Below are 25,846 nucleotides of genomic sequence, written 5' to 3' on the forward strand. Positions count from 1 at the left end.
CGCATTATCGTAACTGCAACAGCCGACTTTGAAACCGACACCCCTGGAAATTTCTTTCACACCCGCCGACAACCAGCGTCTCGCCAATTTGTGCGGCGCACTGGATGAGAATCTCAAGCAAGTTGAAACCGCATTGGATGTCACCATCTCCCGGCGCGGCGAACATTTCAGCGTATCGGGAAAGTCCGGACAAACCCAACTGGCGGCACAGGCGCTGCGCAATTTTTATAATCAGTCGCAACACCATATCAGTCTGGAGCAAATCCAGCTCGGCTTGATTGAAGTTTTGAATCCGCACGATACACCGGATCGAATCAGCGGCCACGACGACGGCGCCAGCACCAAACAACCTGCCGCGCTCACCTTGTTAACCCGCCGCAGCAATTTGCATGGTCGCACTCCGCGTCAGTCACAATACCTGCAACAAATCCAGGAACACGATATTACGTTCGCCATCGGCCCAGCCGGTACCGGCAAAACTTATCTGGCGGTCGCCAGCGCGGTCGATGCGCTGGAACGCGGCCTGGTGTCGCGCTTGATTCTGGTGCGCCCGGCAGTGGAAGCGGGAGAGCGTCTGGGCTTTCTACCCGGCGATATGACCCAGAAAGTCGACCCTTATTTACGCCCTCTCTATGACGCGTTATATGATTTAATGGGTTTCGATAAAACCGCCAAACAATTTGAACGCAATACCATTGAAATCGCACCGCTGGCTTTCATGCGCGGACGCACCTTGAACCAGTCGTTCATCATTCTGGATGAAGCGCAAAACACCACGCCGGAGCAGATGAAAATGTTTTTGACGCGCATGGGCTTAGGCTCGAAAGCGGTCATTACCGGCGACGTGACGCAAGTCGATCTGCCGAAACATCAGAAAAGCGGATTGGTGGAAGCGCAACAGGTGCTCAAGGACATACGCGGCATCGCTTTTACCCGTTTTCTATCCGAAGACGTGGTGCGGCATCCTTTAGTGCAACGCATTGTCAATGCTTATGAGAAACACGACAAACACAAGCAGGAACCCTGATTCGCTTTGCAGACAAAGAAACCGTTCAAACTGATGGTGCAATATGCAACCGGCAACTCCACTGTACCCACCCGGCCACAATTCCGCCGTTGGGTCAAAGCCGCGCTGATGCAAGAAGCCGAGATCGTATTGCGGCTGGTGGACGAAGCCGAAGGGCGAGAGCTAAACCAGCAATTCCGCGGCAAGGATTACGCGACCAACGTATTGACCTTTGTTTATGACGAAATGCAACCACTGACCGGCGACATCGTGCTGTGCGCGCCGGTTGTCAGCCAAGAAGCGCAGCAACAGCATAAAGACCTACTGGCGCATTACGCGCATTTGACCGTGCACGGCGTTTTGCATTTACAAGGTTACGATCATATTGAAGACGCGGATGCGGCGGAAATGGAGCAACTGGAAACCCGCATACTGGCGGTGCTGGGCTACGCGGATCCTTACAGTGAAGCAGCCGCTGCCGTTGCAGCACAATAATCATGTATCCCCTTTTTTTATTTTTACCCATTCAACTTCTTAAATACTATGGATGACCCTTCACCTAAAAGCGGCTGGTTAGAGCGATTAGGCGCCATGCTGATCCGCAAACCGGAAGACCGCGAACAACTGATTACCCTGTTACACTCCGCCTTTGAGCGCAACCTGCTCGACTCGGACGCATTGAGCATGATCGAAGGCGTCATGCAAGTTTCCGAAATGCAGGCCCGCGATATCATGGTGCCGCGTTCGCAAATGGATGTCGTCGACATCAGCAAGAAACCGGAAACATTCATTCCGTTCGTCATTGAAACCGCACATTCCCGTTTTCCCGTCATCGAAGGTTCCGAGGATGAAATCATCGGCGTTCTGCTGGCGAAAGACCTGCTGCGGTATTATGCCGACCCGGAAGAATTCAATATCCGTGACATGCTGCGCCCGGCGGTATTCATCCCGGAATCGAAACGGCTGAACGTGCTGCTCAAGGATTTCCGCAGCAACCGCAATCACATGGCGATTGTCGTCAATGAATACGGCGGTGTGGCCGGACTGGTGACGATCGAGGATGTGCTCGAGCAGATCGTCGGAGAAATCGAGGACGAATACGATTTCAATGAAGAAGAGGACAATATCGTCATGGAAGCCGACGGACGCTATCGCGTCAAGGCGATTACCGAGATCGATAATTTCAATGAAGTGCTGGGCGCAAACTTCAGCAACGAAGACTTCGACACGATTGGCGGCCTGGTACTCAGCAAGTTCGGCCGTTTACCGGTGCGTAACGAATCGGCCATCATCGGCCCATTTAAATTCACCGTACAGCGCGCCGATAGCCGCCGCTTGCATGTGCTCAAGGTGGAAAAGCTTGAGGCAACCGTGGAAACTCCAGCAGAATAAAAATTCAAATTTCGTCACCATGCTGCGTTGCGCGCAAAAAATGCTTCCTCACCTATCCTTTATAGGCTGCGTCGGCATTTTTCACTCGCGCCTTGCTTTTTTAGAACTTTGAATTTTTACAGAATACCATTCGAAATTTTTTCTTACAGTCAGGCGCATGCCCAAAATCTCCATCCGTCCGTATGATCCGCACAGTTTCCAAACACTCAGCGGTAGCGGATTACCCCCGGTACTGGCGCGCATTTACGCCGCGCGCGGCATCGAGGATTCCGGCCAGCTCGAAACCGAACTGACGCGCCTGATCCCGTTCGGTCAACTGAAAAATATCACCGCAACGGCAGCCTTGCTGGCCGATGCCATCGCGGCAAAAAAACGCCTGCTGATCATTGCCGATTACGATTCCGATGGTGCAACGGCGTGTGCCACCGGCATGCGCATCTTGCGCAAGTTCGGCGCTAACGTCGATTATCTGGTGCCAAACCGGTTTGAATACGGCTACGGCCTGACGCCGGAAATCGTGCGATTGGCGTACGAAACCAAACGACCGGACATTCTGATCACCGTCGACAACGGCATCGCCAGCGTCGACGGGGTCGCAGAAGCCAACCGGCTCGGCATGCCGGTGGTGATCACCGATCATCATCTGCCTGGCGACCAATTGCCCGATGCGCTGACGATCGTCAACCCCAATCAACCCGGCTGTCCGTTTCCCAGCAAAAATATCGCCGGGGTAGGCGTCATTTTCTACCTGATGCTCGCGCTGCGCGCCGAGTTGCGCCAGCGCGGCGCTTTCGCGGCAGGCCAGGAACCCAATCTTGCCAGTTTTCTGGATCTGGTGGCGCTGGGAACCGTGGCCGATGTGGTCAAGCTCGACAGCAACAATCGCATCCTGGTGCAGCAAGGCTTGCAGCGCATCCGTAAGGGCAAGGCATGCGCTGGTATCAATGCGCTCATGCAGGTCTCGCGGCGCGATGCCCGGCAAATTTCCACTTATGACCTGGGCTTCATGCTGGGGCCGCGGTTGAATGCCGCCGGGCGGCTGGACGATATGTCACTGGGCATCGAGTGCCTGATCACTGACGACGAAGCGTATGCGGCTGACATCGCCAAGCAACTGGACGAATTGAACCGGCAACGGCGCGAAATCGAATCGGCCATGCAAGAAAGCGCGCTCGCCAAGCTGGAAGATACGCTCAATGCGTGCCAGCCGGACATCCAGAGCGCATACAGCATTTGCCTGTTCGATGCCGATTGGCACCAAGGCGTCATTGGCATCCTCGCGTCGCGCATCAAGGATAAATATCACCGCCCGGTAATCATTTTCGCACCCGGCAACGACGGCGAAATCAAAGGTTCGGGGCGATCGATCAACGGTTTCCATTTGCGCGACGCGCTCGATCTGGTATCCAAACATCATCCGGAATTAATCCGCAAATTCGGCGGCCATGCAGCCGCTGCCGGGTTAACCATTCACAGTGATGCTTTTGAAGCATTCCGCGCAGCGTTCGAGCAGGTTGCGCAAACGCTGCTGACACCCGCCGACTTAACCCGCGTGATTGAAACCGACGGTGATCTGGAGCTTTCCGAAATCAAGCTGGAACTGGCGGAAATACTCGAACGCCAGGTGTGGGGGCAAGGTTTTCCGCAGCCGTCGTTTAATGCGCGCTTTTATGTCGAAAGCCAACGCATCGTCGGGGAAAAACATTTGAAATTGAAGCTAAAAAAACTGCACGCCGCAGGCGCCGGTGACGCAGCGCAAGCCGCACGGAAATCCGCTGAAACCTACGACGGCATTCTGTTTTTCCACAGCGATCCGCTGCCGGATGTAATCGATGCGGTTTATCGATTGCAGATCAATGAATATAATGGCAAATCATCCTTACAATTCCTGCTGGAACATTGGTTCCATGCAGATAACCCGGTGACCGGCGATGCACACTGAATTCACGTTGAATGGCGAATTGGCCGCTTTACCGCATTTCCTGACCAGCCTTGCGATTGGCTTATTGATCGGACTGGAACGCGAACGCAACCCGGGATCGCGCGCCGGGCTCAGAACATTCGCCTTGGTCGCGATGTTCGGCACGCTGGCTGCAATGCTGTCGGAAAAAGCCACGCCCTGGCTATTGCTCGGCGGTTTATTGGTCGTCGGCTTGATGATGGTGGCTGCGTATTCGCGTGTCAAAGACGACAACGCCGACCCGGGCACCACCACAATCGCCGCCATTCTTGTCTGCTATGGTCTGGGCGCATCGGTGTGGTACGACAACGATACATTGGCAATCATGCTGGCGATTATCACTACGGTATTGCTGTACTTCAAAACGGAATTGCACGGCATTACGAAAAAGCTCACCCGGCGCGATTTAATTTCGATGCTGCAGTTCGCCGTGTTGACGTTTATCATTCTGCCGATCCTGCCGAACCACAATTACGGCCCGTATGAAGCGATCAATCCGCACCAAATCTGGTTGATGGTGGTTCTCATCTCCGGCGTCAGTTTGGCAGGTTATGTCGCGCTGCAACTGATCGGCCAGCGGCATGGCGTGATACTGGGTTTATTCGGCGGACTGGTATCCAGTACCGCCACGACACTGGTATACGCACGCCGTACCGCGGAAAACCAGAACTTCACACAACTCGCCGTGGTCGTTATTCTGATCGCCAATTTGACGGTACTGCTACGATTATCCATCATCAGCGCGGTTGCCTCACCCGCCATTCTGCCTCAGCTGCTACCCGTGTTGGGCAGTGGCTTCCTGCTTGGGACAGGCATCGCGGCGTACTGGTGGTTTCAGCTGAATCAGCAACAAGAAGTACCGATACCGGAAATCAAAAACCCCACCGAAATCGGCGTCGCGGCAGCTTTCGGGTTGATCTACGGCAGCGTGCTGTTTTTTTCCACCTGGCTTTCCGACATTGCCGGCAGCAGCGGGCTGTACGCCGTCGCACTCGTCTCAGGTTTAACCGATGTCGACGCCATTACGCTCTCCAGCCTGCGCCTGTACGAACTGGGCAAATTGGAAGCGGTTCAAGCGATCACCGCCATCTCGCTGGCATTCATTTCCAACATCGGCTCCAAACTCGGCCTGATTTTTTTTATCGGCAGCAAATTACTGGCGCGGCAATGCGTTTCCGGCCTGCTAGCGACCGCCATCGGGCTTGGCTTTGGATTGTTGTTTCTGCTCTAACCGGATAATCGACTGTGAAATTAACTGACAACGAGCCGCACGCCGAGAAACTTGCAGTGACGCCATGTCCTCCGCAAAGAACTATCTGGCAGTGCATTTCAAGCTTGATTATGTCAATGCGAATGGCGATATATCTAACTATTACCCGAACTTTATCGTTAAAAAGAACGGCGATGAAATTGTGATCGTAGAAACCAAGGGGCAGGCCGATTTGGATGTACCATTAAAAATGCAACGGCTGAAACTGTGGTGTGACGATATGAATCATGTCCAGCAGATGGTCAGTTACGACTTTGTTTACGTCGATGAAAGTAATTTTGGGTGGTATCGGCCTGATTCTTTCTCTGCGCTTATGCAAAGCTTTATAGACTATAAAAATAGCAATTGGTAGCAAAATCATTCTTGCGCGTAGTTGGATTCCGCCTCGACTACGAATGCGCACCTTCGGCGGCCAAATGGAGTATAACAATGTCACTACCGTTAAAAAGTGCAGTTCTGATTGCTATCACGAGCGGATTGTTGTTGGGTTGTGCAACATCGCAAAAAATACAAGTAGTACAGCCCGGTGATCATAATCTTTCTTGCGATGCCATCAAAGCAGAATTGGCAAAGCTTGATAAGGCGGAAGCGGATATCGAGTCAAAAAAAGGGGTTACAGGAACCAATGTTGCCGGCGCGCTTTTTTGGCTGCCAGGTTTGGCCTATACCTATTATGACGCTGGCGAGGCCACTCGATTAGTCAATGACAGAAGAAGCGCCATGACTACACTTTATAACAACAAGAACTGCGCACCTTGATTTAATCTTTGTCAATCCGAGAAGAATCAATAAAAAGGAATCTGCCGGTCTTGAATCAATAGCAATTCGTCAGATTGGCAGTTTCCCGTTCAACAGCTCCAGTACGCCGCCGGTTTCGGTTTGGCGAATGCGCGTTATCCCGCCGTTGCTGATTTTGATTCGATACAGTCCGGCCGGTGAGGCATGCACGGTTTTGGCAATGATCGCGCGCATCACACCGGCATGCGCGACGATCAGAAAATGGCTGTGGTGGCAGCGGCCGATCGCTTCTTCATAGGCGGAGCTGACGCGCTGAATAAAATCATCGAGCGGTTCTGCGCCGAGCGGACGGCAGTTGACCGGATCACGCAGGAAAGCTTGGTATTCAGTAACGCGGCCAATTTTGATTTCATCGTGGCTGAGTCCTTCCCATTCGCCGAATCCGACCTCCTTGAAACGCGATTCAACCGTGACGTTGATGCCGTGACGTTCTCCGAGCGCGAATGCAAACGCCTGGCAGCGTTGCAGCGGGGAAGTGATGATGTGGTTCCAATCATTATAGTTTCCGACGGCATGCCACATTTGCGACCACCCCTTTTCACTGAGCGGATCGTCCACACCGTGGCCGCGATAACGGCGTCCGCCAGCAGGCTGCCCGTGGCGGATCAAATCGATCACTGTTTCTGTCATAAAACTTTGCCAGGATATTAGAGAGATGCAGTAGTGTAGCTGATTTGCTCAGTGGAGAAGTGAGTTCGATCAAAAAAGAAAACCGGGTGTAGCGCCGCAGTGGATCGATAATCCGTGTTCGGGTGGAAACTAGTAATTGCCTACTTTGTTGAATTCAGAGCCGCCAGTTTTCTTGATCACACCCATCGCGATGTCGACATATTCGGCGAATTCCAACGCATCCTCATCGGCAATCGGCGTTGCCAGCACAAAATCGGCATGTTTGCGAGCTTCTTCCTTCCTATCGACGTCGTACAGCAGTTCGGCGTAAAAAGCGCGTGTGATGACATCGCGGGGAAACAGTTCATGCGCCCGTTTCATGTGCATCAGGGCTTTTTGGTTACTGCCGAAGCTGATGGGAAATCCCGGCAGTTTGTGATAAATACGGCCCAGCGCGCGGTGCGCCCCGGCGTTCTCGTATTTCTCGTCCAATGAGACCACTTTAAGCAGCAAATTTTCCATCGGCCCGATCATTCTCAACGCATTCACAATACCGCTGTCCTCGGCCATTTTTCCCATCGCGGCGGCTTTCCAGAAAAGTCCGCGCACGTCATTCGCGTTCAGCGCCAGTGACTGGTTAGCAATCGCAACGCAGTTCTCAAACAATTGAATGCGGCGGTTTTTATCCAGCTCGAGCTGCGCGCGCATAAATTCCAGGCGGGAAAGTTCGGCAACGGCGGCCGATTCGCGTGAATTGCGCGTCAGGTCGCGAAACCAGTCAATGGTATTCAACAATAAGGGGGTATCGATGGCGTACTTCCATACGGCCAATTCAATTTTCTGTTGATTTTCGGTGGTTAATGCCGTGGCGGAAACATTTTGCGCAAAAGCCGGTGCCGTCAAACACGCCACCGCAATCATCCTGTACGTAAACAGCATTATTTTTTGTTCCAATCGCCACATATTCAGTTTCATGAAAGCGCTCATATTCTTTCCGCCAACTAAGCTATTTTCTTGATTAACAATCATTCTACGATAAATACCAGCCATTTATGACCGGCGTATTAAGAATAGCGCTATCCAAAGCAATTTCAAATGACAAATAACACAACAATTTGCACTTTTATAATCAATCTGCCACCGCAACTTGTTCCTAAAAGAAAGGCATCTTGAAACTGGCATATAATATGACGCTTTCGATTTCATGCCGGTTTCTGCGCGCGCTCCATTTTCCGGCATGGCAACTGGCACATTCACTATGCAACAAAAGCACACCCTACCCGCACCCGGCACCGTTTTACGTTATGCTCACTTTGATGGCTCCAGTGACGCGCTGTTTCTCGCACAACTGGCGCGACAGGCCAAACCGGTCACCATCATCACGGCGAATGCGCTGGATGCGCAGCGGCTGCTGGAAGAGATGCCCTATTTTGCTCCCGAACTCAAGACACATTTATTACCGGACTGGGAAACACTGCCGTACGACACGTTCTCGCCGCATCACGATCTCGTGTCCGAACGGCTGGCAACGCTGTATCAAGTGATGAGCGGCGCTTGCGATGTGCTAATCGCACCGCTCACCACCGCGTTGTACCGCATGCTGCCACGCGAATACCTGGCCGCGCATACGTTTTTTCTCAAGCAGGGCGAAACGCTGGATGTCGCCGCGCTGCGCAGCCAATTGACGTTGGCGGGTTACTCGCATGTCACGCAGGTTTTCTCGCCGGGTGAATACAGTGTGCGCGGCGGCTTGATCGACCTGTTTCCGATGGGCAGCCCGCTGCCGTACCGCATCGATTTGCTGGACAACGAAATCGACACGATCCGCACCTTCGATGTCGATACGCAGCGCAGCATTTATCCGGTCAACGAAATCCGCCTGCTGCCGGCGCGTGAATTTCCGCTCGACGAAGCTGGACGCACCTGCTTTCGCGGCAATTTTCGCGAGAAATTCGAAGGCGATCCGTCTAAAAAACAAATCTATAAGGACATCAGCAAAGGCTTGACGCCCGCCGGAATCGAGTATTATCTGCCGCTGTTTTTTACGCAAACGGCGACGCTATTCGATTATTTACCGGAAAACACGCTGCTTTGCCTGCATCAGGATGTCCGTCCGGTGCTCGACGAATTCTGGCGCGACACGCAATCGCGCTATCAATTACTGCGCGGCGATAGCGACCGTCCGTTGCTGCCGCCGCAGGAATTATTTTTATCTAGCGATAGCTTCTTCGGTCAATTAAAACCGTACGCGCGCATTGAGATTCTGGCGGATGCGCAGGATTACAAACTGGCCGCGCCCAGAACCACCACGCCGCTGCCTTCGGTGCAGGTCAACCGCCACGCGGAAAATCCGCTGGAAAAACTGGCGGTGTTCACCGCGCAATTCAAGATGACCGGCGGGCGCGTGCTGCTGCTGGCAGAAAGTATGGGGCGGCGCGAGTTGGTCGCCGAATATTTGCAGCAGTACGACCTGCATCCAGTGGTTTGCCAGGATTTCGCCGCATTTCTGGGCAGCCAGGAACCGTTCATGCTCGGCGTCGCGCCGCTGCATACCGGCTTTGTCGATCAAGCCGCGAACACTGCGTTCATCACCGAAAGCGAACTGTACGCCACGCACGTGCATGGCCGCCGCGAGCGGGATTCGCGCAAATCGTCGACATCGACTGACAACCTCTTGCGCGACTTGTCGGAAATCAAACCCGGTGACCCGGTGGTACACGAACAGCACGGTATTGGCCGCTATCTCGGCCTGGTCAGCATGGATGTCGGCGAAGGCGGACCGGGAGAAATGAGCGAGTTTCTGGCGCTGGAATACGACGGCGGCGACAAACTGTACGTGCCGGTGTCGCAACTGTATTTGATCGGACGCTACAGCGGCGGCGCGCCGGAATCCGCGCCGTTGCACAAGCTGGGCAGCAGCCAATGGGACAAAGCCAAGCGCAAGGCAATGCAGCAAGTACGCGACACCGCCGCAGAATTGTTGAATCTGTATGCGCAGCGCGCGGCGCGTGAAGGCCATCAGTTTAAATTGCAGCAGCATGATTACGAAGCGTTCGCCGAAGGTTTTGGTTTCGAGGAAACACCAGATCAGGCCGCCGCAATCAAAGCGGTGATCGCGGATTTGACCTCCGGCAAACCGATGGATCGGCTGATTTGCGGTGATGTCGGATTCGGCAAAACCGAGGTGGCGTTGCGCGCGGCATTCATCGCCGTCGCCGATGGCAAGCAAGTCGCGGTGCTGGTACCGACCACGCTGCTCGCCGAGCAGCACTTCCAGAATTTCTCCGACCGCTTCGGTCTAATCGCCGATCAATGGCCGGTGCGGATCGCCGAATTGTCGCGCTTTCGCTCCGCCAAAGAGCAAACGCAAGCGATTGCCGGTCTGGCCAAAGGCGAAATCGACATCATCATCGGCACGCACAAACTGATCCAGAAAGACGTTCATTTCAAGAATCTTGGGCTGGTGATCATCGACGAGGAACATCGCTTCGGCGTGCGGCAGAAGGAACAATTGAAAAAACTGCGCGCCGAAGTCGACGTGCTGACGCTGACCGCGACACCGATCCCGCGCACCTTGGCAATGTCGCTGGAAGGCTTGCGCGATTTTTCCATCATCGCCACCGCGCCGCAGCGCCGCCTGGCGATCCGCACCTTCGTCACCAGCTTTTCGATGGGCATCATCCGCGAAGCGTGCTTGCGCGAACTGAAACGCGGCGGGCAAATTTATTTCCTGCACAACGAAGTCAGCAGTATTCAATTGATGTACGAGAAACTCAGCGGCCTGCTGCCGGAGGCGCGCATCAACATTGCGCACGGGCAAATGCCGGAGCGCGAACTGGAACATGTTATGCGCGATTTCTACCAGCAGCGCTTCAACATCCTGCTGTGCACCACCATCATCGAAACCGGTATCGATATTCCGAGCGCCAACACCATCATCATCAACGAAGCGCACAAATTCGGCCTGGCGCAACTGCATCAACTGCGCGGCCGCGTCGGCCGTTCGCACCATCAGGCTTACGCGTATTTGCTGACGCCGCCGGAAGAAGCACTCGGCGCACAAGCGAAAAAACGCCTGGAAGCGATTCAAGCGATGGAAGAACTCGGCTCCGGGTTTTACCTGGCGATGCACGACCTGGAAATCCGCGGCGCCGGTGCGGTACTCTCCGAATCGCAAAGCGGTGAAATGCAGGAAATCGGTTTCAGCCTGTACAGCACCATGCTCGACACCGCGATCCAATCGCTCAAGCAAGGCAAGGAACCCGACATGCAGCACCCGCTCGGTGTTGCCACCGAAATCAACCTGCACGTACCCGCGCTGCTGCCAGAGGATTACTGCCATGACATCCACGAACGCCTGGTGCTGTACAAACGCATGGCCAACTGCGCCGACAACGACCAGCTCGACGACATGCAACGCGAACTGATCGACCGCTTCGGCCTGCTGCCCAACCCTGCCCGCGCCCTGCTCGACTGCCACCGCCTGCGCATCGCCGCCAAGCCGCTCGGCATCACCCGCATCGACGCCAGCGCCGACAGCATCCAAGTGCAATTCATTCCGAATCCACCGATCGACCCGCTCAAAATCATCCAACTGATCCAAAGCAGCCGCGAATACTCGCTATCCGGTCAGGACAGGTTGAAAGTTCTGGTGCAGATCGAGGATGTTAATAAGCGGGTAATTAGGATTAAGGAGTTGATGCAGAAGTTGGGGAAGAATGTATGAAGGCGATTCTTACATCGGCTTATTATTTCAGTGGTGTGCGTTATGTTAAAAATCAAAGTGATGCATTTTCATAGAATGGAGTAACATATTGGATTCTGAAATAAATTTCATTCCTGACACATTATATTGCGTCATTTCGGACATCTAATTCTAGTCAGCTACACATAAATATGCATTACGACTACCTTAGAGAAACTCCAGGTTGGATGATCATCTTGTTCTTGATGGTTGTATTGTTTACACTCATTCCAATTGCAAGCCTAATCGTCAGCGGGCACGAGAATCTGAGTGTTGGTATACCATCTGGCCTAACTTTAGAAGAGCTTGGTCAGTTTGGTGATTTCTTTGGTGGCCATATATCCGCATTCGCCAGCTCAATATCGCTTGTCATTGTCGTGTTTTTCACCTTTCATCAGGCGAAACAACAACGAGTGTTCTTCCTCGAGCAGCAAAAAGACACATCAAAGACAATGACTCGTCAGTTTTTTCTGGAAGGTATCAATCTGATTACGCAGTGGGATATCAAGTCGCCCGGATGTGATCAATGCATGCGCCTGCTTGATTACTACGGTCGCCTTGCACTCGAATCGAAAGATGACGAATTATTGCTTCTACTCAACACCGTTATTACTGCAAAAATTCGTCAGAATCTTGAAGGGAAAAACGGCAGCTTCAAAGTCACAAACTACCCACATGCAAGCAAAGCGATCAAAGAAATCGGTTCGCTTCGAAAACAGATGGCTCAAAGTGCAAAAAATCAAAAAGTCTAGCAATTAGAGGATATAAAAAAACCTATCCACCCTCTGAGTTACCTCAGAGGGTAGGTCCTCGACCGTCACCTTCCACTGATGGGGAAGGTATAGGAGTTGCCTGTTTGCCGCCTTATGACGAGCATGACCAAAGTTTCCAACAAAACGTCTCATGAAGTCAAGCACGGTAGGATGTGCCGATCACAAGGAGGCGCATCAATCAATCGGAAAAAAGCGCAGACCCTTGCGAGTATTGCACCCAATGGGGGTTCGAAGCATCGATTAGTTCAATCATCACGGTTTGCCGTGCATTCTCGATAGCCCGGTAGGATGTGCCGACTGCAAGAAGGCGCATCAATCAGCTGATGATTCTCACTCTTCACAAACAGTCAAATCAAATAATCAGTCTTGATCCGATATGCATAATTCCCTACACTCTTATGCATTGCAGGAGAAAACATCATGAGAACCACATTAGATTTACCTGAGCAGTTGTTGAGCGAAGCAATGCGCGTCACTCAAGCTGAAACCAAAACAGCGGTGATTGTGCTGGCCTTGGAGGAATTGGTGCGGAAAGCAAAAATTGCCGAGTTGAAGCAATTCAAAGGGAAGATCGAGCTGGATATCGATCTCGATAACATTCGCGCACGCCGGTAATGTTGGTGCTGGTCGATACCTCGGTTTGGATCGATTATTTTCGATCCGGTCATCAATCAGCCGAATTGGATGTTCTAATCGATCTAGACATTATCGTAACCAATGATTTGATTCTGGCCGAATTGATTCCTTTCTTGAAACTGAAGCACCAAGTAAAAGTAATCCAACTATTGAGCGAAATTAAACGAATCCCGTTGAAAATTGATTGGGACGATATTATCGAATCGCAATGGTTGTGCTTAAAATCGGGATCAAACGGCATCGGCACTCCCGATCTCATCATTGCACAAAATGCAGCAGAAAATTCCTGCGAAGTATTTTCACTCGACAAGCACTTCCTGATGCTGAGCCAAATCCTTGGCATTAAACTCTATCGAATGCAAAATCTATCGCCATAACTCTTTCTGGTTTTCAGTCACACGAAGGATTTTCAACCAACACCGTATTGACCTTCTACCCTACTCCGGCAGCTCATTCTCTACCAGCTTGACCCAATACGCCGCGCCGAGCGGCAAAATCTCATCGTTAAAATCGTAGTTCGGATTGTGCAGCAGGCAATTACCTTGCGAGCTGCCGTTGCCGATCCAGATGTAGCAACCGGGTTTTTGTTGCAGCATGAAGGCGAAGTCTTCGGCGCCCATGCTGGGGGTTGGTGTCGTGTTGACGCATTGCTCACCGGCAACGGCGATGGCGGCGCGGATGGCGCTGGTGGTTTCTTCCGGGCTGTTGATGGTCACCGGATAACCGGGGTTTTCGGGGTTGAACAGGATGTCGGCGTGAATCCCAAAACCCTGCGCGACGCTTTGCGCCAGTTGACGGATGCCTTGTTCGAGTTGATCGCGCACGGCATTCTTGAAGCTGCGGAAGGTACCGCGAATGACAGCGGCATCCGGTAGCGCATTCCAGGTATTGCCGCCGTGTATTTGCGTAACGCTGACCACCGCGGAATCGGCGGGATCGATCCGGCGGCTGACGATGGTCTGCAATTGCGTGACCAAGTGCGCCGCTGCGACCAGCACATCATTACCGAGATGCGGCATGGCGGCGTGGGTGGCTTGGCCTTTTAAGTTGATTTCAAAGCAGTCGAACGACGCCATCATCGGACCGGTTTTGACGGCGAAATGACCAGCGGGCACATCCGGGAAGTTATGCATGCCGAACACCCGCTGCGCCGGGAATTGCTCGAACAAGCCTTCGTCGATCATTTGCAAAGCCCCGGCACGGCATTCTTCCGCCGGTTGGAAAATGAAATATACCGTGCCGTCGAAGCGGCCATGCTTGGCCAGGTAATGAGCGGCACCGAGCAGCATGGCACAGTGCCCGTCGTGGCCGCAGGCGTGCATCTTGCCATTGTGACATGACGCATGATCGAAGCGGTTTTGTTCCTGGATATAAAGCGCATCCATATCGGCGCGCAGCGCAATGCTGTTACGGCTGTTGCCACGGCGCAGTACGCCGACGATGCCGGTTTTCGCCAGCCCTTGATGCACTTCGATCCCGGCTTGTTGCAGAAGATCGGCAATCAATTGGGCCGTTGCGGCTTCTTCAAACGCCGTTTCCGGGTGTTGGTGAATGTATCTGCGCCAACGTTGCATTTCGGCCTGTAATGCTTGAATTTCCGGGGCAATGTTCATAGTTAATTAAGAGAGATTTGTAGTCATTCTTTGGCCATAGCATACATGCACCGGCCAAAGAACTTACGGTAACTTACGCGGATCAACGCCAGCTCAGCACCACATAGCGCGACACCTCATCATCCCGCACCAATAACAGCACTTTATTATTAACGCTGTTTTTTATCGCCTGATCGAACTCGGCAGCGGTATTGACGGCTTTACGATTGACTTCGAGGATTACGCTGCCGCGGCCGATACCCGCCATCGTAGCGACCGATCCCGGCGCCACTTCGATCACGATCACGCCTTTCCCGGCTTTGATACCCAGTTGTTTGGCTAGATCGGCGGTAATCGTTTGTACCACGATGCCCAATTTCTCGCTGGCTTGCGATGATTCTTGCGCGGCCTGTTTGTGATCGCTAAGTTTGTCGACTTTGACCGAAATGTTGCGTTGCTTGCCGTCGCGAATGATATCGAATTCCACTTTACTGCCCGGTTGCGCCAATGCGACTTGATTGCGGAAGTCACCGGTATCGCTCATCGGCCGTCCCTGATAGTTCACGATCACATCGCCGGCTTTGAGTCCTGCTTTGTCAGCGGGCGAATTCTTTGTCACTTGCGCAATCAAAATGCCCTTGTCGTTCTTCAAATCGAAGGATCTGGCCAGATCGGCCGTCAGCGGCTGGATCATAATGCCGAGATAGCCGCGTTCCACTTCACCTTTCTCGATCAATTGATTGGCGATACGCGCGGCCAGGTTGATCGGAATGGCGAAACCGATGCCCATGTAACCGCCGCTGCGGCTGAAAATCGCGGTATTCATACCGATCACCTCACCGTCCAGATTGACCAGCGGCCCGCCGGAGTTGCCGGGATTGATCGCAGCGTCGGTTTGAATGAAATCTTCGTAATCGTTAATACCCAGGGAAGTCCTGCCTTTCGCGCTGACCACACCAACCGTCAGCGTATGACTCAGCCCGAAGGGATTGCCGATGGCAACCACCCATTCACCCACTTCCAGCTGGGAATAATCGCCGATTTGCACAACGGGCAGATCGCTGGCTTCGATTTCGATCACGGCGATATCGGACTTGGGGTCGGTGCCTTTGATTTTTGCTTCAAACTCACGGCCATCGAGAAACTTGACACTGATTTTGTCGTTCCCTTCGATCACATGATTATTAGTCAAAATGTAGGTTTTGTTATTATTGGCGGCAAAAACGAAGCCGGAACCTTGTCCGACCACAGCACGCTGTCTTCCCTGCTGCTTGCCTCCCGGTGCGTTGAAACGCGGCATATCCGGAAAGCGGTCACCAAAAAAACGCTTAAACAGATCATCGCCAAACGGCGATATTTGCGCCACCTCGGTTTCCCGTTCAACCTGAATCAACACCACCGATGGTGAAACCTTGCGCGCCACTTCCGCAAATGCCTTGCTGGTTTGGCGCAGACTTTCTACGCCATTGCCCTGCTGCGCCAATAAATCAACCGGCATCAGCAGCGCCAGCGTCAATAGCAAAATAAAATTACGATATCCAAGCATGATTTGCTCCTCCGATCAGCAAAAAAATATTTGATAGATTAGACCAGCAATAGTTTGGGGTTGAGGATACAAATTACAAGTAACCTTCGTGCTGTGATTAAATCTGATAGTATTTTTTATTTCAGGATGAAAACACATGATTATTGTTATTTCACCGGCGAAAACACTGGATTTTGAAACACCCCCCTTGACGCAAGCGCATACACAACCGGATTTTCTCGACGATTCGGCGATGCTGATCGATGAACTGAGAAAACTGGAGCCCAGCCAAATCGGTGCGATGATGTCGATCAGCTCTAAATTGGCCACGCTGAACTCCAACCGCTACTTCGCTTGGAATCGCCCGTTTACGCTGAGAAACGCCAAGCAAGCGATCCTCGCGTTCAAAGGCGATGTCTATACCGGCTTGGATGCCGACACGATGACCGGAAACGAACTGGCGTTCGCGCAGGATCATTTGCGTATTTTGTCGGGACTGTACGGCGTGTTGCGTCCGCTGGACCTGATGCAGCCTTACCGGCTAGAAATGGGCACTCAGTTCAAGAATCCGCGCGGCAATAATTTGTACGAATTCTGGGACGATAAAATCACCCAAGCGCTCAACCAGGATCTGGCCAAACAAAAAGATGACATCCTCATCAATCTCGCTTCCAATGAATATTTCCAATCCGTCCAGCCCGGCAAACTCAACGCACGGATTATCACTCCGGTTTTCAAGGATCAGAAAAACGGTGTTTACAAAATAATCAGCTTCTTCGCCAAGAAAGCCCGCGGCATGATGAGCCGCTACATTATCCAAAACAAACTCACAAACCCCGAGGCCATTAAAAACTTCGATGTGGCGGGTTACCGCTTCAGTCAAGAAGATAGTAGCAAAGATGAATGGATCTTTACCCGCGCGGAATCACAAACAGCATGACTTTCAGCAAGTATTTATGTGAGCAGAATCAATGAACACCGGGCAATCCATCGAACTGGCAAGAAACTACGTCACTTTATCCAACAATCACGACCTGGTGCAGATCGAGCGCCTATTTGCTGCCGATGCCACTTATTATTCTGCTTACTTCGGTGAATACAAAGGCAGCTCGGCCATTCATGCCATGATGGTCAGCTTCTTTGATCGCTTTCCTGATGCCCATTGGGAAGCTACCGGATATCGCGGCATTGAAAATAATGGCGTGGAATTCGCGTTTACAATGACCGGTATGGAGGCTTCTTCCGGAGAGCAGGTAAAACGGCAAGGATTGGAACGCATATACTTCACACCGGAAGGATTGATCAGGCATATTGCCGTCTACAAACCCGGCGATTTTCCCGAGCCTGATTGATAACACGGATCGTTAGAAGCATTGTCTAAATTCGCAGATAACGATATCCTGACGGGCTATATCAATTTTTGTCTGGATAGGGCCATAAATGACACAAGACGAACAAAAACGAGCGGTTGCAGCAGCTGCAATTCAGCATATTCCCGTGGGTTGTATTGTTGGGGTAGGCACAGGCTCCACTGCTAATTACTTTATTGATGAATTAGCCAAAATTAAAAATAAGATCGAAGGCGCAGTTGCCAGTTCAGATGTAACGGCACAACGCCTCAAAGGGCATGGTATCGAAGTACTGGATCTGAATAATGTTATCGATCTTCCCGTGTATGTCGATGGCGCGGATGAGATCACCGAACATTTACATATGATCAAAGGCGGCGGCGGTGCGTTGACGAGGGAGAAAATTGTCGCGGCGGTTGCCCGGAAATTTATCTGTATTACCGATCAAAGCAAATTAGTGAATATTCTTGGCAACTTCCCGCTGCCCGTTGAAGTCATACCAATGGCACGCAGCTATGTGGCGCGTGAGATTGTGCACCTTGGCGGGCATCCGGCCTTACGTCAAGGTTTCGTCACGGATAATGGCAATGTCATCCTGGATGTGCATGGTTTGCAAATTATGAATCCGGTGGAATTGGAAGTAACGCTCAATCAGATTACCGGTGTTGTAACCAACGGCCTTTTTGCCCGGCGTCCGGCAGATACGTTATTATTGGGAACAGATAAAGGTGTACGCACCATTACTGTCTGATTAGTATTAAGCATGGATAATTAAGACCGTAAAGCATCACATACTTCAAATCTTCAAAAGGCAGACCATGGCAACTAAAGAACATATTTCCAAGCAGTTCGACGCTGACCTTGAAGAAGTGCGCACGCGCGTTTTGCAAATGGGGGGCTTTGTTGAAGAACAAATCGAAAATGCGATCGATGCGCTGACCAGTGGCAATGAAGAGCTGATTGATCTGGTGATTACCCGTGATCACCGTGTCAACGCAATGGAAGTTTCGATTGATGAAATCTGCAATCAGATTATTGCGCGCAGACAACCGACTGCAAGCGATTTGCGCATGATCATGATGGTAATCAAGACTATTACGGATTTGGAGCGCATCGGCGACGAGGCTGCAAAAATCGCCCGGATGGCAAAATTGATTTACTCAACGGATCGTATGCACATTCCGCGTTTTAATGAAGTTAAGCATGTTGCCAGTATTGCCATGGATATGCTGCACAAGGCGCTTGATTCTTTCGCCCGCTTGGATTTGAATGCCGCTGCGCAAATCGTGCGGCAGGATGAATTCGTCGATGAAGAATTCCGCTCCATCTTGCGTCAATTGATTACTTTTATGATGGAAGATCCCAGGAAAATTTCAACTTGCCTGGAGATAGTATTTGTCGCCAAAGCCATCGAGCGCATTGGCGATCATGCAAAAAATATGTCTGAATACGTTGTTTATATGGTCAAAGGTAAAGATGTTCGTCACGTAACAGCCGACCAGATCGAACAGGAAATCAGGGAATAAGCTGCCGCCTCATTTTCTTTAACAGACTATTTATAATGGCTTTCTCACTAGGTTAGCGGAATGTGAATTATCGATTCCAACAGTCTGCAACAGCCCCGCCTGCACCTTGAGCTCCAGTATTACTCAAAGTAAGTGTGCCACATACATCGCCTGCCATAGAACCTACCGGAACTGCTTGAAGCATGAAAGTATTGTTTGCCACCGCTTGAAGCGAGATATTATACTGCGGTGTGCCATTTCTCGGCGATTGCGTAATAGGTAAAGTAACAGCCACATCATCTCCACCAGCATTTGCTATACCATCCGCCCCCACTGTTGCATCATACTGATTATTCTGAGAATAAAATCGCTCCATGAATTGAGCGTTTTCATAAAGCAGTGATTTTGCAACAGCCCGGTTAGATTGCCTCACATAGTTCTGATAAGACGGCACAGCAATTGAAGCAAGAATACCCAGAATTGCGACTGTAATCATGAGCTCAATCAAAGTAAAACCCATCACTCTAAATAAACGGGGTGTTGAATCCATAATCTTTTTAATCTCCTAGAATCTAATTTTTATCATATTCATTGATTTAGTATCAATGCATTAGCTCTCGCCACGTAACTCGGCCGCGTAATCCGGCAGCACCTTTTGCCGTTGTTGTCTGATCTATCGTGCCATCAGCTTTTGAATACACCAGCCTATCATCATCCGCATGACCTCTGATACGTGTGACACCACCTACAGAAAATCCAATTTCTATGCCTGCAGACAAACCATCGTCCAGCGCAAGAACTCTATTTCTATTGGTATCAAACGCAGGCGAAGAAAGCATCCCGCCAGTCAAGAAATCAACTGCATTTACGAATCCTCTACCTCCGAAATCACAAGGTGATGCGGATGGCACGATACTCGTGAATACAAAAATCCCATCTTCCAAACTAGGCACACCTGTAAGTCTTTCACCACTAACGGGCAGATTTACATACCAGCCCTTAACTGTGGTTGAGTAGGACACCGCATTTTGTGTCACGATTCTAACTGCTCCATCTGTTTTCACTTGCTGAACAAGCGCATCCGACGTTACCGTTACTGCTGTATTATTATCCCATACCCCATAGATAGTCTGCGCACTTGTATTTGTTGTATCAGCTGTTTCCAGGTATTTCCCCGTTCCAAATAAAACAAGCTGACCACCTTTAGGATGGAAACTCACAGAAGGCGGAGAAATTATAGGTTTTGACGTACCGGATACAAATAAAGGTGTTCGACTAATAGCCACATTCCAGCTCGAAGGTGTAGCAGAGCTCACATCGAATTTCCACAAATTTCCTTTGATATCACCCGCGTATATCACATCGGCCTTGCCATTACCATTGGTATCAAATGGTGTTGGTGTCGAAAGACCATTTCCCGTACCTGCATCGGCGATCAACTTAATGTAATCCGTGCCAACTGTCCAGGTGCCATCTTCACCCCCAGAAATAAATAGGATATAAAGAACCGCCTTACCACCTGCGCTGTTATAACCATTACCAATTATCACAGCCCATTGATTGTTCTCCATCTTTACAATTTGCGTCGCTTGACCGGTGAATGAGTTAACTTGCGGCAGATTGTGGCTATACCCCATATCGCTATCATCAGCATTGGTAAACTCCCACAACAGTAAATTTGCAGCATTCGCAGCAGTAAAAGTTGGCGCTGCTTTCGATGCATCCGCTGGATTAGTAATATCCAAGGCATAGTAGCCTTGACCGCCGCCATTCAACCCACCAACAAGTATACTTCTCCAGCTTGAAGTTGCACTCGAATAAACATCCCCCGTCATTGGAGATCCATCCACGAAATAGCGGTGGTTAGCAACATAATCCTTGTCTGTCAATCGACTTAAATTGTCATAAACCGTACTTGGAACATAAACTAACAGCTCTTTACCCGAATCACCAGCTGCACATCCTGCCGTCACCCCAGCAATGCAAGCATTAAATCCGTGCAGCATCCCGTCATTGGCGCCAACGTATATCATTGGAGTCCGATCCTTATAACTATTTCTGAATGTAGCATAACCGGGATGATCCACATCGGAATAACCCGCGATAGGTTTTCCTACATAGAGCGGACCGGAGTTGACAATATCACCCAGCTTACTGGTAGGACGAACCCGAAAATTATTGACAGATGTGGAGCTAGCGCATGTGAATGTCCCACTTGCGCTTTCACGTGCCGAATCTCCTCTCAAAAATGACACTCTTTCGGGACCGCAATTATCGGTAGTACCGGAAGCATTTTTGTTGAGTGCAGTTTTCTGTGCCGTAGTGAGATTACTATATTCAAATGAAACCCCGTCACTACTGCCCTTTGTAATAATAACTCGAGAAGTTGGAGTAATCGTTCTTGATGCAAGCGATACATCCCCCGCATTCCATTCAGGAGTACCCAATACGCCAGAAGAACTAATTGGAATTGACAATAATTGCCCACTCCAATCACCGCTGTTGAATTTTGCTTGATAGACACGCCCATTTGTCGTCAATGAGTTTGAATTGGCTGCCACTGCAGATGCTGAGCCGGTCCGTGCCACGATCGTTTTAAGTGCGCTAGTTAACGCATTGGTAAATGCTGTAGGATCAGCAGCACTAAAAAATTCCCCCCTTCCATTTACAGCCGCATGCCACAAATCATCTATTTTTACTGCATCACCCGTTGTTGGATCAGGCCAAGTTTGCGCTCCGGAAGGTAATGCGCTTAGTGTACCTGTTACCCCCAAACCGACGGTGAAAGTCACCAAGTGCTGCCAAAATGCCGGGTCATGGGGATTGACAGGTACCTTATTGGATAAATCCGTACGCAAATCATTTTTCCAGTACTGCATCGCTGCATCCGCGAGTGTGTCGCTATATGCATCCGAATAAGGAAGCGCCGGAGCATATGTATAAGTTGCTGGAGTTGCTGGCGAAGAATGATTTGTGATGGCCGAACCAGACAAATTATCAGAATTGTCTAGACCCGACACAGAACCTTCAGTCCAATAGCCATCCGTCATCAATATATTATAATTTTGACGGCAAACGTGTTGTGTGCCTCCGGTAGTACCCGGTGTCTCACCCCATGGACCTTTATCATCAGTTCTCTTGAAATATTCACCCACTGCTAACACCGCTTCCCGCAACGGCGTACCCAATGCAGGAATATCATGATCATAAAGGTTGGTAAAGAAATTCGTCCTGTCAGTGCCGGTAAATTGTCTCACACCACTTTTCACCACCGTTGTTGCCACGCCATCGACCGTTGTAGAGCTTTTATTGATGGCTGCAAATCCAACACGCATAGTGTTACCTTGTGCAGCAAATGCCCGGCCTATGCCCGCGCGAGCCAATAAAATGCGAGAACGATAGTACGTATACCAATTGGCAAAATTCTGTATTTCCTCAGCATAAGTGCAAGTAGGTGCAGCAGCACAATCTAGACGATTCGGCCCGCCGGTATAAGTCGCAGTGGAGGATTTTATTTCGACTTCTGTATAACTGCTGACATTATTGATACTACCACTGTTATATTTGTAATATACCGCAGGGTAGAATGTCTTTGACAAACTGGATGAGCGAGTTCCATCATCTTTAAGCCAACGAGCAGTTTGTGTATTGTTGGCCGTAAGATTACGGCAGCCTGCTGCAGTATTGAACGGATTATGGTAAGCGCAGGTAGGAGTGGCATTACTCATCAACGACCCGTCAGAGTTACTCCAAGGCAAATATCTTACTGTTGGGTCATAATATATTTTGTTGACATAACTGGAACGTAATGAAGCGGTATATTTGTTCGTTGGGTCAAAATCGACGACATAGCTGCTGTAATCTGCTGCGCCATAAACCCCTGAAGCACGAGGAAACATATAACGCACATCTTGAAGAATCAAATCTTCCGGCATGATCTCGAAATGCATAGATCCGGAATCGTCAAGTGTGAACATAACATTGGGAGAAATGTTGCCGCCTAGAAAAAGAGGGGTATTTGAAAGGGGAGGTAGCGCCAGGACACTACCCGTCAAGATAGCCAACAAGAAGCCAATCACACTTTTCACTGCAATAAATATTCTCTTCATGATCTGATATCCCTGACAGTTTCTCGTAAACCTATGGCCTAAAAACCTCTTGTAACCACACTACAGTGCCTTGCTTGGCTCCTTGAGCTCGAACGGTGATGCGGTAGTAATATCTTAGAAAATTACCTGGCGGGGTCTTCTGAATTCCTTCAACCAAATAAGTCGGCGCTGGCACCCCAGCAGGCAAATTAGGTGCTGTATATGCAACACCGTTAACTCTAAAAATATTGCCCGTAACGTAGCTGATAGGGCAAGCAGGAGTGCAATACGTGGTCCATGACGACACAGCCGGCGCATCCACACCCGAGCCGTAATAACAAAATCCATCGGTGCAGTTCGTATCAAATTCACTCATCCCTTCAATTGATTTAGGTGAGTTCGTGGATGGATCATTATCACGAATGTGCTGTTCGGCATAACGCAAAGCCATTTCAGCAGCTTGCGTTGCGAGCATACGATCCCGTATGTTGGCAGACATTCGTTCTTCTATCGTTGCCATCTTTGCGGCTGTTATACCCAGCAGAGACAAAACCAGCAAAAAAATTAAGCCCGTCACAAATACAGCCCCACTCTGCCGCTGATGAAGATATGAATTTATATTCATGGCGTACCATTAATACGATTTCGTAAATTAAAGGTTGCTGTAAAAGCTCTTCTTAGCCGTCTGTCGGCTGGAATTGCGATTGATGTTCCACTGCAATTCAGGTAATTTCCCGCAGACACTACATTTGTTTTTTCAGAACGAACCAAAACACACACGCGAGCAGTAACCACTTGTTCCCAATCCAGAGGTGACTCCACATACCGGTCGACGGATTGATCACCATTGGTATCCACACCATAGAGAACTTGTAAATCTTCTACATCACTTAGCAGTACTTTACCCAACGGTGCCGCTCCTGGCACCGTTGGGGTATCGGAAATCTGACCATCACACTGTAATTCAGCATTGGCAGCATCAATATTAAAATAATTCTGAATAATCCTTCCCGTTACAGTAACTCCTTTTCCTTCGCAATCACTATCTCCGGTTGTGCCTTCATATTGAACAGTCAGAGTATCAGCCACACCAGTACCGCCATTGGTGCCGCTAATGGCGGTACCTGTGAATTCAACTTTGAGTCCAGAAAATGGCATTTCCACATGCCCAGCTTGTTTGATACTGCGGCCAATAATCTCCAATGCAAAACGCCCGCTCTCCTGTACACGGGCGTTATCCTCCTGTTCACGAAACACTTGGCGGCTACTGACAAAAACGCTACCAATAACGAGCAGTAATACCAAGCCGATTGTCATTCCGATCATCAGCTCAACCAGAGTAAAGCCATGCTGAACATTCGGCACTGTATTCCGTCGTTCAATTTTGAAATTATCTTGCTGGATTGTTGAAATAATTATCATGGAGCAAACCTCGTAACAAAACATCGAGTATTGACCTCGCCCCCAGGACAATTACGATCTGGGTCGCCGTTCATTTCTTTCTCTGTCCACATCAAGATAACTGTATACCCTGCGGTTAAACTTCCATTCACAGCTCCAGCTCCGCCTGGCAGCAACCTGGCATTTGCCGTATTCCATTGAGCGTGATCATAAGTTGCCATTTGTGTTGAACTACAGGTATTTGTGACGCAATCCAGACTGCTTGGAATAGTTGCTGTGAGCGCATCATATGCACCGGCAGTTACACCGGCTATGTTGGCACGCATGCGATCGGCGATATCCTCTGTTTGTTTACTGGCTATCGAACGGTAGTATGCGACATTGTTTCCTCGCGCACCTGACATAACCAATGCCGCCATACTCAATAACCCAAAAGACACAATCAGAATCGTAATGAGCACTTCTATCAAACTAAAACCGTTAGCTTGAATTTGTCGTTGCATTAAGGATTCTCTATTCATCCACATGTTCCAGTGCCAGTCTCAGTACGAAAACGTCCTTGATTATTTAGAATAATAGCTTTGGAATATGCTGCTCCCCGGTTGTCACACAAGGTAAAAGTATCGTTGGATGCCATTGAGAAGCCATTGGCTGTGAAAGTGACTCGTGTCCTGGTTCCCGAAAAGGTATTTCCGCCCGAAAAAGCTACCCCAACCTGCAAAATCTCATCACCAGCTTCAACTACGCCATTGCTATTAGTATCAGCAAAAACCAACCAGCCATTCGACCAGATCACCCCTCCAGTGCAGCTTGTACCGTTTGTGCTAGGGCAAACCGTGACAGGGCTACTGCGCCGAATAGCTTCACTTTTTGCCAAAGCCAGCGTGGAGTAAAAATTATTGCTCTGTGTCGACTGCAGATTGTTTTGTACAAAGGTGCGATAGTTAGGTACGGCAACGGTTAACAGAATACTGGCCACACTTAAGGTGACCAGCAGCTCAGTCAAAGTAAAACCATCTTGGTACAACCGGTTAGCTAACTTTATCTTTCCCATTTGCATATTCCATACTTTTTCTTTTATCTCTGTAGACTCACTCAGTGCTATCTACCGGCTAGATTTTAGCGGCCATAATTTAGACAAACTTTAGCTTTTCTAGCACAATCCAGTATCCATCACAGCCTATGAATTCAGTGCAAA

General features: G+C 50.2%; 25 protein-coding genes. 15 read left to right on the forward strand and 10 right to left on the reverse strand.

Going from position 1 to position 25,846, the window contains the following annotated elements:
* Positions 1 to 28: 28 nt before the first annotated feature.
* The 7 genes from DU481_RS07085 (at position 29) to DU481_RS07115 (ending at position 6,387) form a co-directional block, all read left to right on the forward strand.
* Positions 29 to 1,027 carry a PhoH family protein gene (locus DU481_RS07085; RefSeq protein WP_350133512.1) on the forward strand — a complete coding sequence of 333 codons (999 nt, stop codon included), beginning with the start codon at positions 29 to 31 and terminating at the stop codon, positions 1,025 to 1,027.
* A 33-nt stretch (positions 1,028 to 1,060) separates the two neighbouring features.
* Positions 1,061 to 1,501 (forward strand): rRNA maturation RNase YbeY, encoded by a 441-nt coding sequence (gene ybeY, locus DU481_RS07090; RefSeq protein ID WP_350133554.1) that lies wholly within the window; start codon positions 1,061 to 1,063, stop codon positions 1,499 to 1,501.
* 48 nt (positions 1,502 to 1,549) lie between these two features.
* Positions 1,550 to 2,398: a CorC family transporter gene (locus tag DU481_RS07095; RefSeq protein WP_090314759.1), complete on the forward strand. Its 849-nt coding sequence runs from the start codon at positions 1,550 to 1,552 to the stop codon at positions 2,396 to 2,398.
* A gap of 157 nt (positions 2,399 to 2,555) precedes the next feature.
* On the forward strand, positions 2,556 to 4,340 hold the full coding sequence (gene recJ / locus DU481_RS07100; RefSeq protein ID WP_350133513.1) for a single-stranded-DNA-specific exonuclease RecJ: 1,785 nt from the start codon (positions 2,556 to 2,558) through the stop codon (positions 4,338 to 4,340).
* Positions 4,330 to 5,589: an MgtC/SapB family protein gene (locus DU481_RS07105; RefSeq protein WP_350133514.1), complete on the forward strand. Its 1,260-nt coding sequence runs from the start codon at positions 4,330 to 4,332 to the stop codon at positions 5,587 to 5,589. The genes recJ and DU481_RS07105 overlap by 11 nt, the downstream gene beginning before the upstream one ends.
* Before the next feature lie 64 nt (positions 5,590 to 5,653).
* On the forward strand, positions 5,654 to 5,980 hold the full coding sequence (locus tag DU481_RS07110) for a hypothetical protein (RefSeq protein ID WP_350133515.1): 327 nt from the start codon (positions 5,654 to 5,656) through the stop codon (positions 5,978 to 5,980).
* A gap of 77 nt (positions 5,981 to 6,057) precedes the next feature.
* Positions 6,058 to 6,387 (forward strand): hypothetical protein, encoded by a 330-nt coding sequence (locus DU481_RS07115; RefSeq protein WP_350133516.1) that lies wholly within the window; start codon positions 6,058 to 6,060, stop codon positions 6,385 to 6,387.
* A gap of 69 nt (positions 6,388 to 6,456) precedes the next feature.
* On the opposite strand, the gene DU481_RS07120 is transcribed toward DU481_RS07115, so the two are convergent.
* Together DU481_RS07120 and DU481_RS07125 are read right to left on the reverse strand one after the other, a co-directional pair.
* Complete coding sequence (locus DU481_RS07120) at positions 6,457 to 7,056, reverse strand: histidine phosphatase family protein (protein ID WP_350133517.1); 600 nt, start codon at positions 7,054 to 7,056, stop codon at positions 6,457 to 6,459.
* A gap of 129 nt (positions 7,057 to 7,185) precedes the next feature.
* Positions 7,186 to 8,010 (reverse strand): TRAP transporter TatT component family protein, encoded by an 825-nt coding sequence (locus DU481_RS07125; RefSeq protein ID WP_350133518.1) that lies wholly within the window; start codon positions 8,008 to 8,010, stop codon positions 7,186 to 7,188.
* 283 nt (positions 8,011 to 8,293) lie between these two features.
* Here DU481_RS07125 and mfd point away from each other — a divergent pair, with 283 nt between their 5' ends.
* The 4 genes from mfd (at position 8,294) to DU481_RS07145 (ending at position 13,565) form a co-directional block, all read left to right on the forward strand.
* Positions 8,294 to 11,761: a transcription-repair coupling factor gene (gene mfd, locus DU481_RS07130; protein WP_350133519.1), complete on the forward strand. Its 3,468-nt coding sequence runs from the start codon at positions 8,294 to 8,296 to the stop codon at positions 11,759 to 11,761.
* Positions 11,762 to 11,931: 170 nt separating this feature from the next.
* The gene (locus tag DU481_RS07135; protein WP_350133520.1) at positions 11,932 to 12,531 is read left to right on the forward strand and encodes a hypothetical protein; all 600 of its coding nucleotides are present in this window, start codon (positions 11,932 to 11,934) and stop codon (positions 12,529 to 12,531) included.
* 441 nt (positions 12,532 to 12,972) lie between these two features.
* Positions 12,973 to 13,167, forward strand: a complete 195-nt coding sequence (locus DU481_RS07140) for a type II toxin-antitoxin system VapB family antitoxin (RefSeq protein WP_121166278.1) — start codon at positions 12,973 to 12,975, stop codon at positions 13,165 to 13,167.
* Between the two features lie 5 nt (positions 13,168 to 13,172).
* A complete protein-coding gene (locus DU481_RS07145) occupies positions 13,173 to 13,565 on the forward strand; it encodes a PIN domain-containing protein (protein ID WP_350133521.1) in 393 nt (130 codons plus the stop codon).
* Positions 13,566 to 13,625: 60 nt separating this feature from the next.
* Here the strand turns inward: DU481_RS07145 and DU481_RS07150 are convergent, their stop codons facing one another.
* Positions 13,626 to 14,801, reverse strand: coding sequence for a M20 aminoacylase family protein (locus tag DU481_RS07150; protein ID WP_350133522.1), 1,176 nt, complete (start codon positions 14,799 to 14,801; stop codon positions 13,626 to 13,628).
* Positions 14,802 to 14,883: 82 nt separating this feature from the next.
* Positions 14,884 to 16,326, reverse strand: a complete 1,443-nt coding sequence (locus DU481_RS07155; protein ID WP_350133523.1) for a DegQ family serine endoprotease — start codon at positions 16,324 to 16,326, stop codon at positions 14,884 to 14,886.
* Positions 16,327 to 16,462: 136 nt separating this feature from the next.
* Here DU481_RS07155 and yaaA point away from each other — a divergent pair, with 136 nt between their 5' ends.
* From yaaA to phoU, 4 genes are all read left to right on the forward strand, one after another.
* Positions 16,463 to 17,245 carry a peroxide stress protein YaaA gene (gene yaaA / locus DU481_RS07160; RefSeq protein ID WP_350133524.1) on the forward strand — a complete coding sequence of 261 codons (783 nt, stop codon included), beginning with the start codon at positions 16,463 to 16,465 and terminating at the stop codon, positions 17,243 to 17,245.
* Positions 17,246 to 17,276: 31 nt separating this feature from the next.
* A complete protein-coding gene (locus tag DU481_RS07165) occupies positions 17,277 to 17,657 on the forward strand; it encodes a nuclear transport factor 2 family protein (protein ID WP_350133525.1) in 381 nt (126 codons plus the stop codon).
* A gap of 88 nt (positions 17,658 to 17,745) precedes the next feature.
* Positions 17,746 to 18,405, forward strand: coding sequence for a ribose-5-phosphate isomerase RpiA (gene rpiA, locus DU481_RS07170; protein WP_350133526.1), 660 nt, complete (start codon positions 17,746 to 17,748; stop codon positions 18,403 to 18,405).
* Between the two features lie 67 nt (positions 18,406 to 18,472).
* Positions 18,473 to 19,180 (forward strand): phosphate signaling complex protein PhoU, encoded by a 708-nt coding sequence (gene phoU / locus DU481_RS07175; protein ID WP_090314902.1) that lies wholly within the window; start codon positions 18,473 to 18,475, stop codon positions 19,178 to 19,180.
* A gap of 67 nt (positions 19,181 to 19,247) precedes the next feature.
* On the opposite strand, the gene DU481_RS07180 is transcribed toward phoU, so the two are convergent.
* Genes DU481_RS07180 through DU481_RS07205 form a run of 6 tightly spaced genes read right to left on the reverse strand, consistent with a single transcriptional unit; the run spans position 19,248 to position 25,702 of the window.
* Complete coding sequence (locus DU481_RS07180; RefSeq protein ID WP_350133527.1) at positions 19,248 to 19,709, reverse strand: type IV pilin protein; 462 nt, start codon at positions 19,707 to 19,709, stop codon at positions 19,248 to 19,250.
* Positions 19,710 to 19,761: 52 nt separating this feature from the next.
* A complete protein-coding gene (locus DU481_RS07185; RefSeq protein WP_350133528.1) occupies positions 19,762 to 23,268 on the reverse strand; it encodes a pilus assembly protein in 3,507 nt (1,168 codons plus the stop codon).
* Positions 23,269 to 23,299: 31 nt separating this feature from the next.
* Positions 23,300 to 23,872 carry a pilus assembly PilX family protein gene (locus DU481_RS07190; RefSeq protein ID WP_350133529.1) on the reverse strand — a complete coding sequence of 191 codons (573 nt, stop codon included), beginning with the start codon at positions 23,870 to 23,872 and terminating at the stop codon, positions 23,300 to 23,302.
* Positions 23,869 to 24,669 carry a PilW family protein gene (locus tag DU481_RS07195; protein ID WP_350133530.1) on the reverse strand — a complete coding sequence of 267 codons (801 nt, stop codon included), beginning with the start codon at positions 24,667 to 24,669 and terminating at the stop codon, positions 23,869 to 23,871. The genes DU481_RS07190 and DU481_RS07195 overlap by 4 nt, the downstream gene beginning before the upstream one ends.
* Entirely contained in the window at positions 24,666 to 25,169 is a 504-nt protein-coding gene (gene pilV / locus DU481_RS07200) for a type IV pilus modification protein PilV (protein ID WP_350133531.1), read from the reverse strand. Before pilV ends, DU481_RS07195 begins: the two co-directional genes overlap by 4 nt.
* A complete protein-coding gene (locus DU481_RS07205) occupies positions 25,166 to 25,702 on the reverse strand; it encodes a GspH/FimT family pseudopilin (protein ID WP_350133532.1) in 537 nt (178 codons plus the stop codon). Before DU481_RS07205 ends, pilV begins: the two co-directional genes overlap by 4 nt.
* Between the last annotated feature and the right edge of the window lie 144 nt (positions 25,703 to 25,846).

The sequence above is a fragment of the Nitrosomonas sp. genome (assembly GCF_040240425.1).
Lineage (GTDB): Bacteria > Pseudomonadota > Gammaproteobacteria > Burkholderiales > Nitrosomonadaceae > Nitrosomonas.